The sequence below is a fragment of the Longicatena caecimuris genome, from assembly GCF_004341945.1.
Classification (GTDB): Bacteria; Bacillota_I; Bacilli_A; order Erysipelotrichales; family Erysipelotrichaceae; genus Longicatena; species Longicatena caecimuris.
The window spans coordinates 1-15,900 of sequence record NZ_SMBP01000008.1; the positions used below are offsets into that span (position 1 = coordinate 1).

General features: G+C 38.1%; 11 protein-coding genes and 2 tRNA genes. 8 read left to right on the forward strand and 5 right to left on the reverse strand.

The window, feature by feature from the left end:
* The first annotated feature begins 237 nt into the window (after positions 1 to 237).
* The 4 genes from EDD61_RS05940 to EDD61_RS05955 all read left to right on the forward strand — a co-directional run bounded on the left by EDD61_RS05940 (position 238) and on the right by EDD61_RS05955 (position 7,026).
* Positions 238 to 2,463, forward strand: a complete 2,226-nt coding sequence (locus tag EDD61_RS05940; protein WP_120136665.1) for a bifunctional diguanylate cyclase/phosphodiesterase — start codon at positions 238 to 240, stop codon at positions 2,461 to 2,463.
* Positions 2,464 to 2,672: 209 nt separating this feature from the next.
* The gene (locus tag EDD61_RS05945; RefSeq protein WP_008690660.1) at positions 2,673 to 3,377 is read left to right on the forward strand and encodes an ABC transporter ATP-binding protein; all 705 of its coding nucleotides are present in this window, start codon (positions 2,673 to 2,675) and stop codon (positions 3,375 to 3,377) included.
* Complete coding sequence (locus EDD61_RS05950) at positions 3,377 to 6,625, forward strand: ABC transporter permease (protein WP_132224530.1); 3,249 nt, start codon at positions 3,377 to 3,379, stop codon at positions 6,623 to 6,625. Before EDD61_RS05945 ends, EDD61_RS05950 begins: the two co-directional genes overlap by 1 nt.
* Positions 6,626 to 6,949: 324 nt before the next feature.
* A tRNA-Arg gene (locus tag EDD61_RS05955) sits at positions 6,950 to 7,026 on the forward strand.
* Positions 7,027 to 7,118: 92 nt separating this feature from the next.
* Here the strand turns inward: EDD61_RS05955 and EDD61_RS05960 are convergent.
* From EDD61_RS05960 to EDD61_RS05970, 3 genes are all read right to left on the reverse strand, one after another.
* A complete protein-coding gene (locus EDD61_RS05960; RefSeq protein WP_132224532.1) occupies positions 7,119 to 8,123 on the reverse strand; it encodes a GGDEF domain-containing protein in 1,005 nt (334 codons plus the stop codon).
* A 51-nt stretch (positions 8,124 to 8,174) separates the two neighbouring features.
* Positions 8,175 to 9,677: a carboxypeptidase M32 gene (locus EDD61_RS05965; protein WP_020990893.1), complete on the reverse strand. Its 1,503-nt coding sequence runs from the start codon at positions 9,675 to 9,677 to the stop codon at positions 8,175 to 8,177.
* Between the two features lie 151 nt (positions 9,678 to 9,828).
* Positions 9,829 to 11,229, reverse strand: a complete 1,401-nt coding sequence (locus EDD61_RS05970) for a GntR family transcriptional regulator (protein WP_132224534.1) — start codon at positions 11,227 to 11,229, stop codon at positions 9,829 to 9,831.
* Positions 11,230 to 11,684: 455 nt separating this feature from the next.
* Here EDD61_RS05970 and EDD61_RS05975 point away from each other — a divergent pair, with 455 nt between their 5' ends.
* The gene (locus tag EDD61_RS05975) at positions 11,685 to 12,428 is read left to right on the forward strand and encodes an alpha/beta hydrolase-fold protein (RefSeq protein WP_132224536.1); all 744 of its coding nucleotides are present in this window, start codon (positions 11,685 to 11,687) and stop codon (positions 12,426 to 12,428) included.
* A 213-nt stretch (positions 12,429 to 12,641) separates the two neighbouring features.
* Here EDD61_RS05975 and EDD61_RS05980 read toward each other — a convergent pair.
* Both EDD61_RS05980 and EDD61_RS05985 read right to left on the reverse strand, forming a co-directional pair.
* Positions 12,642 to 12,716: transfer RNA gene (locus tag EDD61_RS05980), tRNA-Arg, on the reverse strand.
* 152 nt (positions 12,717 to 12,868) lie between these two features.
* Positions 12,869 to 13,717 (reverse strand): MurR/RpiR family transcriptional regulator, encoded by an 849-nt coding sequence (locus tag EDD61_RS05985; RefSeq protein WP_008979786.1) that lies wholly within the window; start codon positions 13,715 to 13,717, stop codon positions 12,869 to 12,871.
* A 246-nt stretch (positions 13,718 to 13,963) separates the two neighbouring features.
* Between EDD61_RS05985 and EDD61_RS05990 the strand changes: the two genes are divergently transcribed.
* Genes EDD61_RS05990 through EDD61_RS06000 form a run of 3 tightly spaced genes read left to right on the forward strand, consistent with a single transcriptional unit; the run spans position 13,964 to position 15,899 of the window.
* The gene (locus EDD61_RS05990; protein WP_119983270.1) at positions 13,964 to 15,277 is read left to right on the forward strand and encodes a PTS sugar transporter subunit IIC; all 1,314 of its coding nucleotides are present in this window, start codon (positions 13,964 to 13,966) and stop codon (positions 15,275 to 15,277) included.
* The gene (locus tag EDD61_RS05995; RefSeq protein ID WP_008690671.1) at positions 15,278 to 15,574 is read left to right on the forward strand and encodes a PTS sugar transporter subunit IIB; all 297 of its coding nucleotides are present in this window, start codon (positions 15,278 to 15,280) and stop codon (positions 15,572 to 15,574) included.
* Between the two features lies 1 nt (position 15,575).
* Positions 15,576 to 15,899 carry a PTS sugar transporter subunit IIA gene (locus tag EDD61_RS06000; protein WP_008979784.1) on the forward strand — a complete coding sequence of 108 codons (324 nt, stop codon included), beginning with the start codon at positions 15,576 to 15,578 and terminating at the stop codon, positions 15,897 to 15,899.
* Position 15,900: the final 1 nt, after the last annotated feature.

A 15,900-nucleotide genomic window follows, 5' to 3' on the forward strand; every position in this document is an offset into this window, starting at 1 on the left:
CAAAGATCAATTTTTGTGCTCTTACCAGCACTTGTTTTTGTCATGCTTTTTTAATCTTTTTCAAAAAGGCTTGACTTCTTAATAGCTAGCTCCTTTTTCTTTATTATACGACATAGCTGTGTTCGGAAACAAGTTTTTATCTGATAACGAGAATACGAAACCTAAGAAAAACCGACTTTCCTCTATTTATTTTTTATGATTTGCGTTACAATGAAAGAGGTATCAGGAGGTTGGGACATGCAAAACGAAAAGAGTAAATCTTTGCATTTTACAGAAGAAATGGATCGTTTAAGCACTTTGTTGAATCGGCATGCCGGGGAAGTGTGTTTAGAAAAAGAATTGAAAAAAGCAATCCTGCGCAACCAGCTTTTATGTGTTGCCCTGATCGATATTAATGATATAACCGATATAAATACGAAATATGGTCATGATGCAGGTGATGCTGTTATCCAACAGGTTGCACAATGTTTAAAACAAGATCTGCAGCAAGAAGAATATGCTGCACGATTTAGTGGAGACGAATTTCTTTGTATATATCCTGCAAAACAGCGCCAAGAGATTCATGATCGTTTACAAAAGATAATGGAATACCTTGCCCGTAAAACCGATAAGGATGCATTTCACATCAGCTTTTGTTATGGCCTTACCCTTGTAGAACCGACACAAAAGATCACGGCTAAACAAGTAATCATGGAATGTGATGATGCGATGTATCAATGGAAACGCCGTTATCACTTAGATAAGGCACGTTATTCTATCTTACATCATTTTCTTGAAGATGAAGATGCCAGACAATTTTCTTATGATACAAAATGTCTGTTGCATGCTTTAGTAGCCAGTACCGATGATTATATTTATGTATGTAATATGGCAGAAGATCCCTCTACTTTTTTATATTCGCAAGCAATGGTAAAAGAGTTTGGGCTTCCTCAGCAGGTGATTCATGATGCGGCTTTGGAATGGGGCAAGCACATTCATGAAGCGGATCAACAAGCCTTTTTGGAAGCTAATCTGGCCATTGCAGACAATCGCAGTGATTGTCATAATGTGGAATACCGTGCTAAGAATTGCCGTGGGGAGTGGGTATGGCTCAGATGTCGGGGACATGTGGAGCGGGATATGGATGGAAATCCTATCTTATTTGCCGGTATGATAACCGACCTCAGTAAAAAGAATAAGATCGATCATTTAACAGGTCTGTTTAATAAATATGAATTTGAAGATACGATTGAGCAAATGCTGACAAAAAAGAATACTCGTCCATTCAGTGTGATGCTGTTGGATCTGGATAATTTTTCTAATATCAACAAGTTTCACAATCATCGTTTCGGCGATGAAGTATTAGCAAAAACAGCTCAGCAGATTCAATCCATCTTGCCGCAAGGGGCAAAGATGTATCGTCATGATGGTGATGAATTCCATGTGATTTTCGCTCAAGCTGCTTCCAAAAAACAGATGGAAGAAGTATTTGCGGATATTCAGCATATTTACCGTACCCAGCAGGAATTAAATGATCGTAAATATCATATTACGATTTCGGCTGCTGCATTAAATTGTCCAGATGATGCCGCAGATGTCATGAATATCTCAAAGAATTTACGTTACGCATTGGATCACAGTAAACGCAATGGACGGAATCGTTTAACATTTTATGAAAAAGGCATGCGGTTGCATGAAATGCGCGAGCTTGATCTGATAGAACAATTGCGTTACAGTATTGAACACGATTTTATCGGTTTTGCATTGCACTTTCAACCACAGGTCGATGCAAATACCAAGCAAATCGTTGGAGCTGAGGCTTTAGCCAGATGGAAGAGCGATATTTATGGCAATGTGCCACCATTAATTTTTATTCCCTTGTTAGAAAAAAGCGGCTTGATCAATGAAGCAGGCAAATGGATCTTTCAAAAAGCAGTGCAGTACTGTAAAGAAATGACGACGATACTCCCTACTTTCTGTGTAAGTATCAATTTATCTTATATACAATTAAGTGATTTGCAATTTCTTGCTTTCATGCAACAGGTACTAAAAGAAGAAATGATCGATCCTTCGCATATCATTGTGGAGATGACCGAAAGCTATATGGTAAAAAATGATGATATGCAACAAACATTATTTCATAAGATCCGCGCTTTAGGCATTCGCATTGCCATGGACGATTTTGGAACAGGCTTTTCTTCTCTTGGGGTATTAAAAAAAGCACCGGCCGATATTGTTAAGATTGATAAAGTGTTTATGAAAGATGTACTCACCAGCAATTTTGATGCGACGTTTATTCGCTTTATTGTTACCCTATGTCATGATGTGAATATAAAAGTACTGTTGGAAGGGGTAGAAACAAAAGAAGAATATGAAAAGGTAAAAACGATGGGACTTGATTACATTCAAGGGTATTATTTTGGTAAGCCCCAACCTTTTCAACAATTTAAGAAAAATTGTGAAAACAATACATCAGATGTTTAAAACGGTATGCTCATACCGTTTTTCCTCTTTTAGTATTCCTTATTCTATGAGGAATGGTAGGAAAAAGTGTGTGTAGGATAAGATTGCTTTGGTAAGCTTTTTTAAAACAGAAGAGAAAAAGCGCAAAAACTATTGAAAACATGGAAAAGCCCTGCTTTTCAACGAAAATTCTAGTATAATAGAACATGATAGAAGATGGAGGCGGCTTTATGAGCGCATATATTGAATTTCAAAATGTAAAAAAAATATATCAGATGGGTGAAGTTCAGATTGAAGCATTAAGCGGTGTAGATTTTTCCATAGAGAAAGGTGAATTTGTCGTCATAGCCGGGGCGAGCGGTGCCGGAAAAAGTACGATTTTAAACATCCTTGGTGGTATGGATAGTGTAAGCAGCGGAACGATTTATGTGGATGGCAAAGAAATCAGCGCCTATAATGCAAAACAGCTGACCACCTATCGCCGTTATGATATTGGTTTTGTATTTCAGTTTTACAATTTGGTACAAAATCTGACGGTAAAAGAAAACGTGGAATTGGCAACACAAATTTGCAAAGAACCCTTAGATATTGATGAAACGATTGAGGCGGTAGGCTTAAAAGAACGCAGTCAAAACTTCCCGGCGCAATTGTCCGGAGGAGAACAGCAGCGAGTAGCCATTGCCCGTGCTATTGCTAAAAATCCTAAACTTTTGTTATGCGATGAGCCTACGGGAGCTTTGGATTATAATACTGGAAAACAGATATTAAAACTTTTGCAGGACACCTGCCGCCAACGTGGGGTCAGTGTCATTGTTATCACCCATAACTTGGCATTAACTGCCATGGGGGATAAAGTTATCAAGGTGCGCAACGGAAAAATTGAAAGTGTGACGATCAATGAACATCCGCTGCCGGTAGAAAGGATCGAGTATTAATGACGAAAAAAGCGCTTTTAAAAGATACCTTTCGTGAAATGCGAAAATCGCTGGGACGCTTTATTTCCATTTTTATGATTGTGGGAATCGGAGTGGCGTTTTTTGCTGGAGTAAAAGCAAGTGTACCTGATATGAAGGGGAGCGCAGATAAGTATTTTGATGACTATAATCTGATGGATATAAAAGTTATGTCAACAATTGGCATGAGCAAAGAAGATGTGCAGGCATTGACCAAAGTAAACGGAGTAAATGGTGTTTATGGCAGCTATAGTATGGATGTGGTAAATATGCGCCATAATCAGATGCGTGTATTTAAGCTTATGTCGATGCCCCTTGACAGTGCTGCGAACAATAAAAACTATATCAATCAAGCCAGAGTCATCGAAGGACGCTTACCTAAGAAAAATGATGAATGCGTAATTGAAAAGGATGCTATTCGTCAATCCGGTATGAATATCGGTGATAAAATTACCTTTGCAAGCGGAACAGAGGATGCCTTACGTGATCGTTTAAAACGAACAACCTATACAATTGTCGGCAAGGTAAATACACCATATTATTTATCTTATGAAAAGGGCAGTTCGTCAATTGGCAGTGGAGAAATTAATAATTATGCGTTCATTCCGGAAGAAAATTTCAAAGGCGAATATTTCACGGAAATCTATTTAACACTAGATAATGTAAAACAGCTGAATTCCTATGATGATGCATATTTTGATATTGTGAAACCGGTAAAAAAAGAGGTTACGTCACTTGTGGAAACAAAGGTAGCTGATCGTTTTCAAGATATACGCGACAAAGCATTGCGTAAGATTGCGGATGGACGTAAGGAATATCGAAAGCAAAAACAAAAATATGATAATGAAATAGCCAAAGCGCAACAAAAATTGGCGGATGCGCAAACATCATTACAGGATGGACAGCAGGAATTAAATCATAAGAAACAGACAACGGCCATCACCTTTCAGGAAAAAGAAGCAGAGCTTAACACAAATGCAAATAAGCTGAAGCAAGCGCGTCAGGAGTATGAAAAGGGCAAAGCCGAATTCGCAAAACAAAAAAAGACGGTACAGCAACAGCTTGCCTTATTGGATAAAAATATCGCACAGTTGCAAGCACAGCTGCAACAATTAAAACAACAAAAGGCCGCCTTGGATGCTCAGCTTGCTGCTCCTGATCTTAGTGAAGATGAAAAACAGATCTTGTCTGTAAAACAGCAGGAAATCATTGCCGGAATGCAAAAACTACAGATGACGTTGCAGCCATTACAAACGCAAAAGCAAAGCGCTCAGACACAGCTTGCGCAAGGTGAAAAAAAACTGACGCAGAGCAAACAGCAGATAGCTTTGGGGGAACAGCAATTAAAACAAGGTAAGATACAGTTAGCAGAAGCTAAAAAAACAGCTGAACGTGAATTTGCTTCTGCGCAACAGACAATCAATCATGGAAAAAAAGAGTTGGCAAATGGGCAGCGGGAGTTAAATGTACAGAAAAAAGATGGTGCTGATAAATTAAAGAAAGCAAAAGAAAAACTAGACCAAAGTGAACAGGATATCAACGATTTAAAGGAACCTAAAACCTATGTATTAGATCGCCATTCACATTACTCTTATATGGACTATGGCAGTGCTGCAGATCGTATGGGCGCCATATCAAAGGTATTCCCACTTTTCTTCTTTTTGGTAGCAGCACTTGTTTGCTTAACGACGATGACGCGCATGGTAGATGAACAGCGTCAGGAAATCGGTACTTTAAAAGCACTTGGTTATACCAAAGCGCATATTGCGATGAAGTATATTATTTATGCGTCGATTGCCAGTGTATGCGGCGGTATTTTTGGTGCGGTGATTGGAATGATCATTTTCCCTACCGTGATCTACAATGCTTGGGGTATTATGTATAATATGCCATCAGTGCAATTGCAGGCACAGATTCCATTAGCAGCCACAGCGATCCTGTTAGCATCCTTGATTACGGTAGCAGCTGCCATTATGGCTTGTTACAAAGAGCTGATCGAAGTTCCTTCCCAATTGATGCGTCCAAAGGCTCCGAAAAACGGTAAGAAGATTCTTATGGAACGTATTCCATTCATATGGAAACATTTTAACTTTATTCATAAAGTAACAGCTCGTAATATCTTCCGTTATAAAAAACGTTTCTTTATGACCGTAATCGGAATCAGTGGCTGTACGGCTTTACTGTTGGCTGGTTTTGGCATTCAGGACTCGATCGGGGAAATAGCCGTAAAGCAATATCAGGAAATCTATGCTTTTGATATGAGTATGGAATTTGATAGTGATATAACAGCTTCTCAGAAAGAAAAGTTATTAAAAAAGGTCCAAAGTCAAGATGCTGTTAAAGAGGCATCGTCGATGGCTGTCTACCATGGCTTTTATGCGGATAGTGGTGAGGATAAGGGCATTGATCTTTATGTACCATCGGATGTCCAACAGTTCCGTGATTATATCATGCTGCGGACACGAAAAAGCCATGAACTGCTTACCTTACATGATGATGGGGCGATTATTACGGAAAAGCTTGCCAAGATGAAGCATTTATCAATAGGCGATACGTTTGCTGTTGATAATGGAGATGGTGTAAAACGTAAAGTTAAAATCAGTGGGATCTGCGAAAACTATGTAGGTCATGCTTTGTATATGACACCATCCTATTATAAAAAGATTTATCATCGTTCAGCGAGTGATACGACAGTGTTTGCGAAATTAAAGACAACAACTAGTGAAGTGGAAAATGCTTTAGGTAATACTTTAATGAAAGAAGATAACGTCAGTTCACTCACTTTCTATTCCGGTATTGCCGCAAGCTTTGAAGATACCATTTCTTCCTTATCTTTTGTTGTTGTGGTATTGATTATCTCCGCCGGACTGCTTGCCTTTGTTGTCCTATATAACCTGACGAATGTTAATATCTCTGAACGTCTGCGAGAGATTGCAACCATTAAGGTCTTAGGTTTTTATGATAATGAAGTATCCGCTTATGTTTATCGTGAAAATATCGTATTGACCTTTATCGGTTCCATCGCGGGAATCTTTGTCGGTATAGGTCTGCATGCACTGATCATGAGCCTGGCAGAACTTGAGAATGTCATGTTTGGCCGCAATATCTATTTGGTATCCTTTGGCTATGCCGTGGCAATCACGATGTTGTTTGCTATCATGGTAAATTTAGTAATGTATCGAAAGCTGAAAAAAATACCAATGGTCGAATCTTTGAAATCAATTGAGTAAGCAATCACAATTTAAAAAAGGAAGTATGAATGTCATTGCGCGATCTTATCTAAAACATGTTAGTGAAGAGGATGCATGATTTTTGTACTTCCTTATTGTATGTTTTCACAGAAGGCGATGATCTTAAGTTATACTCTGGAAATACACATGCTCGAAAGGATGTTCTTTCCATAAGTGTTGTGTGTATGCAAACATGGTTTATGAAAGCATAATTTCAATCGTTTTATGTGGAGTTTACTTTTTAATATACGTATTATGGAGGAAAAGCTTTAAATTGCTTATGGCACAGCATGCATTGTTGTGCTATAATAGGAAAGCTGATATGTGCCCGTAGCTCAATTGGATAGAGTATCAGATTCCGATTCTGACGGTTGCAGGTTCGAGACCTGTCGGGTGCGCCAATAAAATGAAAAAAGTCCTGATGGACTTTTTTTGATATATCGGCAAAGCTTGAATAAACCTTATCGTTGCTATATAGGATGATATGCAAATATCAATGCTTTGTGTCATAAAAACAGATGGTGTTATCGCTATGTTTCTTAGCTTCATACATGGCTTTATCCGCATGTTGCCATACCTTATCAAAGTTTGTACCATGTATCGGATAATAGGCAACACCAACGCTTAACGTAATTGTCTGTGCAATATCAAGTGCTTTTTGTGCTTGTTTCCAATAGGCAAAAAAACTATTGATCTTATCTTCTACACAAGTGATATCACCTTCACAATTTGTTCCATAGACAACAAACTCATCTCCGCCAATTCGTCCGCATAGCCCTTGGAAGAACACGGTTTTCATGCAATAAGCCAGCGTTTTCAACACCTTATCACCGAAAGGATGTCCATAGCTGTCATTAAACCATTTAAAATGATCAACATCAATCATCAGCATGATGCCATAAGCATGTTTCGCCATAGTCTGTTCAATCTGTTTTTCACAATATTGGCGATTCCAGATATCCGTCAAATAATCATATTGTGAGTAATAAAGAACCTGCTGATTTCGCTCTTCTAATTCTTTCGTCTTTTGCGCAATGCGCTCTTTCAACATCCGATTGCTTTGATCGACAATGTGTTTAGGAAAAAATTCATTATCCATCTGATTATGATCACCAACAGATTGATGGACATGCAAAACTTTCCATTGCTCATTCTTATAATGAAGCAACATGGTAAAGCGTGTTGTGACCTCATAAATAATGCGATTTTTTCCATTTTCTTTTGTATGCAGTTCCCCTATGATATTGAAGGTATGTGCATCACACGCATATCCTTGATACCATTCGCGAGTGATGAGAAAGGAACCATCCCATTGTTCTTCTTCCTGATACAGCTTCTGAAAACACTCCGCACTGGTATGACAGATTTCATGCGCCCCTGTACCAATCAGCGTCATTTCCTGATCAACAAAGGTGGCTAATGTTTTATAGTCTCGCTGTTCTAAATAAAGATGCCATATTGTACGGCAGATGTTTTTTGCCTCTTCTATTGTTTTCATGATGTCGACTCCATTTACTTCAAAGATTCTCAAGCGTGTTTTTACGCTTTTTTATACATGCGATAGACCATAAACTTTCATAAACTTATTTTTCAAATAGTCTATATAATATTCTGGATTGAAAGGTTCTCCACTTGCTTTGAGCAGAATTTCATCAGCTGTTAAGCTTGCTCCATAACGATGCACGTGTTCTTTTAGCCAATCACTGATAATCTTGAAATCACCTTTGCGTAAGGCGTCTTCAACATCGATATCCTGTTGCATGGCGTGATAGAATTGGGCGGCATATGCACTACCCAATGCATAGGTCGCAAAATATCCCAAATCCGCAGCACCCCAATGCATATCCTGCAAAATGCCATCTTTATCATGCGTTGGACGAATACCGAGATACTCTTCATATTTATCATTCCACATGGTATCTAAATGTTCATAATCAACCTTGCCATCAAAGATTTCTTTTTCAAGCTCATAGCGAATAAGGATATGAATCGGATAGGTAAGTTCATCTGCTTCCGTACGGATCAAGGAAGGTTTTGAAGCATTGATCATGGTCATGAATTGATCCAGTGATACCTGTTGCAATTGCTTAGGGAAATGGGCTTGCAGCTTTGGATAGTTGTATTCCCAAAAGGCTTTGTTACGTCCGATATGGTTTTCCATTAAGCGTGATTGTGATTCATGCATGGCAAATCCGATATCATTTTTAAAGGCTGTATCGGTAAATGTTTCATCAACCTGCAGACTGTATAAGGCATGACCATATTCATGAATGGTTGAAAAAATAGCCGATAGGACATTGTCTTTATAATAATGAGTTGTAATACGTGCTTCGTTTGCGGAAAAGAAATCTGTAAAAGGATGCTCGGTCGTTCCCATGTAGCATTTCGTCGGATCTACTTGCATATACGCATTTAATTCTTGCATGAAAGCTTCCTGTTCACAAAGATCAAAATCTTGATATAAAAGACTGTCATCAATCTTGCGTCCTTCTTTTTGAATGCGCTGAATGAGTGGTAATAGTTCTGTTTTGATGCGGGCAAAAAAGGCATCATATTTTTCACGATTCATACCTGACTGATAACGATCTAATAAATAATCATAATCGCTGCAATCTTTTTCAACATAGCTTATGACTTCTTTCTGTGCTTTGATGACTTGGATCAGATGCTGCTTAAAGTGTTTATAGTCATCACGTTCTTTTGCTATCTGCCATGCTTCTTCACTGTCCGCAACGGTCTTTTTGAAGCGGATATACACATCTTTTGGCAAGTTGCGATTGATATCCAACTCTTTGAAATACAAGGCCAATTCTTTCTTTAATTTTTCGTCCTTGGTAATCTTCATTAAGGTTTCTAATTTCTTTAGATGCTCAGGATTCATCTGATAGGCAAAAGCTTCCCCTGCCAGAATTGACATCATCTCATTGCGATAGGGGATACCAGCACTTGGCGCGATGGTGGCCATATCAAAATACATGGTAGAAAAAGCCAATGTATAGGAAGCGTTGATACGCTTATATTCTGAAAAAAATGTTCTTAGTTCTTTTTCCATTTCTTGATACCTCATATACTGGAATAGCATCGCTTATTCACAATATACCTTTCCTTTCTCAGTTATTCCTATTGTATCATATTCATAACACTTTATTCTTCAAAGAATGTGGTTTTCTGATAGGATTTTATCCTATTTTTTTAAAAGTGTCTCATTTTATAAGATGAGCATGCAGCCAAGTTGTTGTAGCTGTACTTTGCGCATGAAAAAGGGCATATGCACTTTGAGCTGCTGTTGTATAATCTTGCTTTTCTATTGCTTGCATAAAGGAGCATGCATATTGTGTAATCGTCTTATCGTGCTGCTGCATTTGTAATACATGGGAAAGCTGTTTTCCCCATAATTGTATCTGATATAGGGTGCGTATACATTCTTTTGCTACAACGAGTTCACTTACCTTTAAAAGCTGCTGCAAAATAGCATACCCCATCAGATATTCCTCTTGCTTCTCTACAAGCTGCTTCAGATGGGTAAAATCAAAAGTTGCATGCATTGGCAATTGCGTGATCACAGCAGGAACGATCAGTTCCAGAAAACTAAGACTTTGCTGATATTGTTTTAACATCTTTTGAACTGAGGAGCGCTCATAGGTAATATCACAGTCATTACAGGCTGTATATACATACCGGCCTTTTCCTTTCTTGGTCTTGATAATACCCATACCATCCAAAAGATCTAAGGCACGTCGAATGGTGCTGTTTGAAACTTGTAAAGATTGCACAAGCTCATGATGGGATGGCAGATAAGTACCTTCGACATACTCTGCATCATCCAGTTTTACCAAAAGGGCAGTCGCAATGGAATAGCATTGCTGCGAATGGCGATGTTGCAATGACCATTGAAATGGTATCGTTGCGCTTTTTTGTTGTTGTATAGGATGCGCATCAAGGTATGCTTGGAAATAATGGATATAGCGTGCAGGCATATTGATATAGGTATCTTTCCAAGGACTGTTTGGATAATGGGTTAATTTATCCTTTAAAATTAGGATACTGGTCTTTTCTGCAAATAGAAAATCTAAATCGTTAATCATATCGTGATGCAGCAGATAAGGAAAACGCAAAAAATGAATGAGCTGCAAAAAGAAACTGATAATCAGCTCATTGTGTAGTTTGGCAAGATAAATAAGACAAATATGGGTAATGTTTTCTAAGTGATATTGCTGATCATCATCCAATATGGCTAAAATCTTTTGTCGATCCTTCTTCGTTAAAGCTGTGGCAGCTTCCTGCATGATATTGGAAAAAAGCAAGGAAGTACTTTGCAATAGATCTTCATAAAGATAACGACAATTGTGAAAATATGCTAATGTGTAAGAAGTGTCCTCCTTTTTATGATAACAGGATATTGTCTGTTTGCGCTCATCCATACGAATAAACCCTTCGCATGCTAAGCGTTTATATATTTTCCGCACCGTTTCTTTTGCTACATGGAAACGCATGGCAATCTCATGAATGGAAGGAAATGGCGTACCATATGGATATCGATTGAATGACAAACAGGTATGCAAATATTCATAAATTAATTCAGATATTCCATTATCTTTATACATACTTCACCCAATTTCATGCTATTGTCTTTGCTAAAGACGAGTTACATGAATCCTTTCCTTCATTATTTTAGCAGTTTTATGAAAGGATGTACATGAACAGGGATAAAATCGATGATTGTAAGGCTGAAATCCTATAGACATTTATAATAAGGAGAATAACATACGAGTGATGGCATATGAAAAAAGCGTTTCTTTTTATGACAAGCTCTTAAAACATAGTGAATAAAACAGGAAAGGATGGTATGGTCACCTTTCATACCAAACTTTTTTAAATAAACGGTATCCTGAGCATTAGGAAGTATCCGTAAATAGCGTTCGATAAGATGTTTATGTGTTAATCAACACCAAAAGCTAACATCTCTAGGTAAAATGCGATGATATCGTTTACATATGGATTTGTAAAGGTGTATAATATAACTGACCTAGATATGAGCATAGTTAGAGGAGGGATGGTTATGAAGACAGCTGAAGTAACGATGTGCGTATTGCATAGTAACATGCTTCATGCCGATGTGACAGTTAAGACAATTGGCAGCAATGGCGTACCTTGTCTTGTTTTCATGCCTCTGCATGAAGGAGTCAACGAATTCCTTCATTATGCTCTGTCGAGTGAACTGTTGGAGCAGCTTGAACGTGGCAGGATCCGGTTTTATATCTGCGCTACTTGTGATGATGTTTGGGATGATAATGAAGTAAGCAATCATGAGAAAATGCAGTTATATGAAAGCTGGATGCAGTTTCTTCAACAGGAGCTCGTTCCTTATATCAGATCTGTTACCTTCATGGAACAGATCATGGTATGCGGCATAGATATCGGTGCGATGCATGCCATGAATCTTTATCTTCGAATTCCTGAATATATCCGTAAAGTGCTTTGCCTAAGCGGTATTTATAAGATATCGCATTATATTCCATATTACTATGATGAACTTATTTTGAAAAACACACCGGAAGTCATCCTACGCAATTTGCATGGGGAAAAAGTAAAAGCATATCAAAATACCAATATGGTATTATGTAGTGGGCGTTATCCGATGGCGCCGGAAGCAGAAGGCAATTTGCGGGAGCTTGAAGAGGTTTTACGCTTAAAGGATATACCAGTGATTGTGGAGTATTGGGATTATGATGCAGGAACAGGATGGAAATGGTGGACACGTCAATTAGATTACTTCATCCCTCTTTTAATTGGCAGTACATGAATCTTCCATACAATCGTCTGCGGTACGTGCACAGATGATTGGAGAAAAGACACTTTGGCGGTGTCTTTTCTTTTGCTAGTAAAAGCAAAGCAATGGCTTTTTATCAAAAAGCTATTTATCATGGACAATGTTATGTGGAAAAATAAAAAAGGCATTTGTACCGGATGGACAAAGCCTCTTTTTGCCTGTTTTAGTTAACAGTTATTGATTTACTGGCGCCCTCTACAAGAATCGAACTTGTAATTCCACTTTAGGAGAGTGGCGTGATATCCATTCCACCAAGAGGGCTTTTTTAAAAACAAAACATACTTTCGTGCTAAATCGCAGTTAATATTATAGCATATTCTTTTGCATTTTAAACCTTATCTGATGGATTTTTAAGCAATTATGTGAGAAAGATTTGTTTCATCACCTTTCCCATATAATTAAAAAGATAGCTGTTACAAGTGTAGATATTTTTGACGAGAGTGATATAAATGCTCTTTGTTTTTTTCATAATTTGATTTATAAATACAAGAATAGATGACATTTAAAACATATTCGATTGCAAGCTGTGAGGAAAAGGAATAGGTCGCTATTTGAATATCTTCCTCATTTGGCAGCATGATCAATGTATCACACAATTGGGCTAAAGGGCTTGCTGCATTCGAGGTAATGGCAATGGTTTTCACACCACCTTGTTTTAAGATACGTGCTTCATTGATAACTTCAGCCGTTCTGCCACTATAAGAAATCAACAAAGCCACATCTTCACTGGTAGCATGGGTGCATAAATAAGCTTGATCGGGCTGAAGATATGAAATTTTAACAAACATGTTGATCTTCAGCATTTTATTTTGGAAATCGATGATGCGGACAAAACTGTCACTGACTCCAATAGCTAAAATATTACGTGCTTTCAAAAGTTGCTGTACCACTTGATGCAAAATATCCATATCTAAAGTAGCTTGTGTTGAGGCGATGGTATCTTTTGTCAGCAAAGCGATTTTTTGAGCAATGCTGGCAGCAGAATCGCCTTCTGAAAAGGGAGAATTGACATCTACATGAGTATCTCTGTTCATATATGATAACAGATCTTTCGAATAACGAATCTTAAACTCCCGAAAGCCTTTAAAGCCTAGTTTTTTGCATAAGCGGATGATGGTAGTGGTAGAAGTAAAGGTATTTGCTGCAAGCTGCTGTATCGGCATATCCAAAATGGATTCCCCATTCTCTACAATATAGTCTGCTACATCTTTTTCAACACTGGAGAAACTATCTTTTTTTCTTAATTCCTCATATAAATTCATAGGGACCTCCGCTTTTCTTCATAATATGTATATGTATCGTGATCGTTTTCATATTATACCATGAATGTTGGTATAATAGCAGAATGTATTGTAGGTTGCGTAACAAAATTACGCAATTAAAACGAATCCTATAAGAAAAAAAGTAACAAATTTACAGAAACTGTCAACCCTATTTACAATTTGTTATATCCATTGTATAAATTAGGCAGTTGGAAGCGCTTAACAACTCATATGGAGGTAAATTATATGATTTTGAAATGGGTAGAAGGATGGCTGACCCCTAAAGTAGCTGTCATTACAAATACACGATATTTCCAAGCTTTTCGAAGTGCTTTCTTTGCACTGATGCCGTTAACAATCATTGGTACGGTATTCATGTTGATTACTGACTTTCCAATTCCAGGTTATGCGGAATTCATGAATGGTATCTTTGGAGAAAACTGGGCAGATTTTATTTCTCCAGCATATCGTGCAACCTTTAATTTAATGGGGTTATTATTAGCTGGTACCTTATCTTACAAATTATCTGAAAGTTATGAACTTGATAAACTAACGGTCACCGTGTTAGGGCTGGTATCTTATGTTGTCGTATCACCGAAAACATTAACCTTAGAATCCGGTGAAGTTGCGACAAGAATCTTGCAATTTGACTGGTTAGGTACAAAAGGTATTCTGACTGCTATTATCACATCGTTTATCACGGTGGAAATCTTCCGTTTCTGTATTAAAAAGAATGCGACCATCAAAATGCCGGATAGTGTACCAACCATGGTAATCAATGCGTTTACTGCATTAATTCCAGGCGTATTGATTGTTTCTGTCATGCTGATCATCAATGGTGTTTGTATGGTTATTTCCGGATCCTTACCGGAAGCTATCTTCAGCTTGATTCAGCTGCCATTGCAGGTCATCATCTCACAGCCATGGGCCATGGTTATCGTAGCCTTGTTAAATGGTTTATTATGGTGGGCAGGTATTCATCCTACTGTTATCAACTCTTTGATTTATCCATTATTGTATGCCAATGCTGCAAGCAATCAAGTATTAGCAGATGCCGGAAATCTGACAAGTGCAACCGGAAGTTATGGTACGGTACAAATGTTGGATCAATTCTTAACAATTGGCGGTGCCGGTATGATGATCGGTTTAACAATTTCTATGTTAATTGCCGCACGCAGTAAACGTATGAAGGCGGTAAGTAAAGTGGCCTTTGTACCATCCTTATTCAATATTTCAGAACCGGTTACTTTTGCTACGCCAACCGTATTTAGTCCCCTTATGCTGATTCCGATGATTCTTACACCAGTCTTATCTTGTCTGATTGTCTATCTAGCTATGAATATCGGATTTATGCCATTATTTACTAATGTGCAGGCACCATGGGCAACACCATTCTTATTCAGTGGTTTCTTAGTTTGCGGATGGCAAGGTGCAGTTGTACAGATCGTTATCGTTGCATTGACTGTATTGATTTACATGCCATTTACCAAAGCGTTAGATCATCAGTTTATCAAAGAAGAAGCAGAAAAAGAAGAAGCAGAGAAAAAGGAGTTGGCATAAATGAAAAAAATCGTCTTATTATGTTCTCAGGGAGCATCTACAAGCATCTTAGTAAAAGCTATGGAAAAGGCGGCTGCGCAGATGGAGTATGCATGTGATATTCATGCTTATTCAATCAATGAATTAAATCAAGTAAAAGATAGTGCAGATATCATCCTGTTAGGACCGCAGATTCGTTTCCAGGAAGCAAAGGTTAAACAAGAGGCGAGCTGTAAGGTCATGACCATCGATATGGCAATGTATGGCATGATGGATGGCAAAGGTGTGCTGGAAGTTGTGAAAAAGGAGATTGGCTAATATGGAAGGAATTGAAGCCGTCTGTTTTCAAATCATTAGTTTTGCCGGAAGTGCGAAAAGTTGTTATATGGAAGCCATAGGAGCTGCAGAGCAAGATGATTACGATAAAGCCAAAGCTTTGATGGCAGAAGGGGATTCTTGTTTTCATGAGGGACATCGTATTCATGCGCAGCTCATTACCAAAGAAGCCAATCAGGAAAAAATCGATATTCGCTTGCTTTTGATTCATGCGGAAGATCAGATGATGGCAGCAGAAACCGTGCAGATCTTAGCTGAAAAATTTATTCATCTGCATGAACGCATGTATCGTATCGAAGGGGCGTAAG

What these genes read in the sequence shown, in the direction of transcription:
- EDD61_RS05940 (WP_120136665.1), top strand. Translation starts at nt 238, where the DNA reads ATGCAAAACGAAAAGAGTAAATCTTTGCATTTTACAGAAGAAATGGAT.
- EDD61_RS06000 (WP_008979784.1), top strand. Translation starts at nt 15,576, where the DNA reads ATGGAAGGAATTGAAGCCGTCTGTTTTCAAATCATTAGTTTTGCCGGA.
- EDD61_RS05945 (WP_008690660.1), top strand. Translation starts at nt 2,673, where the DNA reads ATGAGCGCATATATTGAATTTCAAAATGTAAAAAAAATATATCAGATG.
- EDD61_RS05975 (WP_132224536.1), top strand. Translation starts at nt 11,685, where the DNA reads ATGAAGACAGCTGAAGTAACGATGTGCGTATTGCATAGTAACATGCTT.
- EDD61_RS05990 (WP_119983270.1), top strand. Translation starts at nt 13,964, where the DNA reads ATGATTTTGAAATGGGTAGAAGGATGGCTGACCCCTAAAGTAGCTGTC.
- EDD61_RS05960 (WP_132224532.1), bottom strand. Translation starts at nt 8,123, where the DNA reads ATGAAAACAATAGAAGAGGCAAAAAACATCTGCCGTACAATATGGCAT.
- EDD61_RS05985 (WP_008979786.1), bottom strand. Translation starts at nt 13,717, where the DNA reads ATGAATTTATATGAGGAATTAAGAAAAAAAGATAGTTTCTCCAGTGTT.
- EDD61_RS05950 (WP_132224530.1), top strand. Translation starts at nt 3,377, where the DNA reads ATGACGAAAAAAGCGCTTTTAAAAGATACCTTTCGTGAAATGCGAAAA.
- EDD61_RS05995 (WP_008690671.1), top strand. Translation starts at nt 15,278, where the DNA reads ATGAAAAAAATCGTCTTATTATGTTCTCAGGGAGCATCTACAAGCATC.
- EDD61_RS05965 (WP_020990893.1), bottom strand. Translation starts at nt 9,677, where the DNA reads ATGGAAAAAGAACTAAGAACATTTTTTTCAGAATATAAGCGTATCAAC.
- EDD61_RS05970 (WP_132224534.1), bottom strand. Translation starts at nt 11,229, where the DNA reads ATGTATAAAGATAATGGAATATCTGAATTAATTTATGAATATTTGCAT.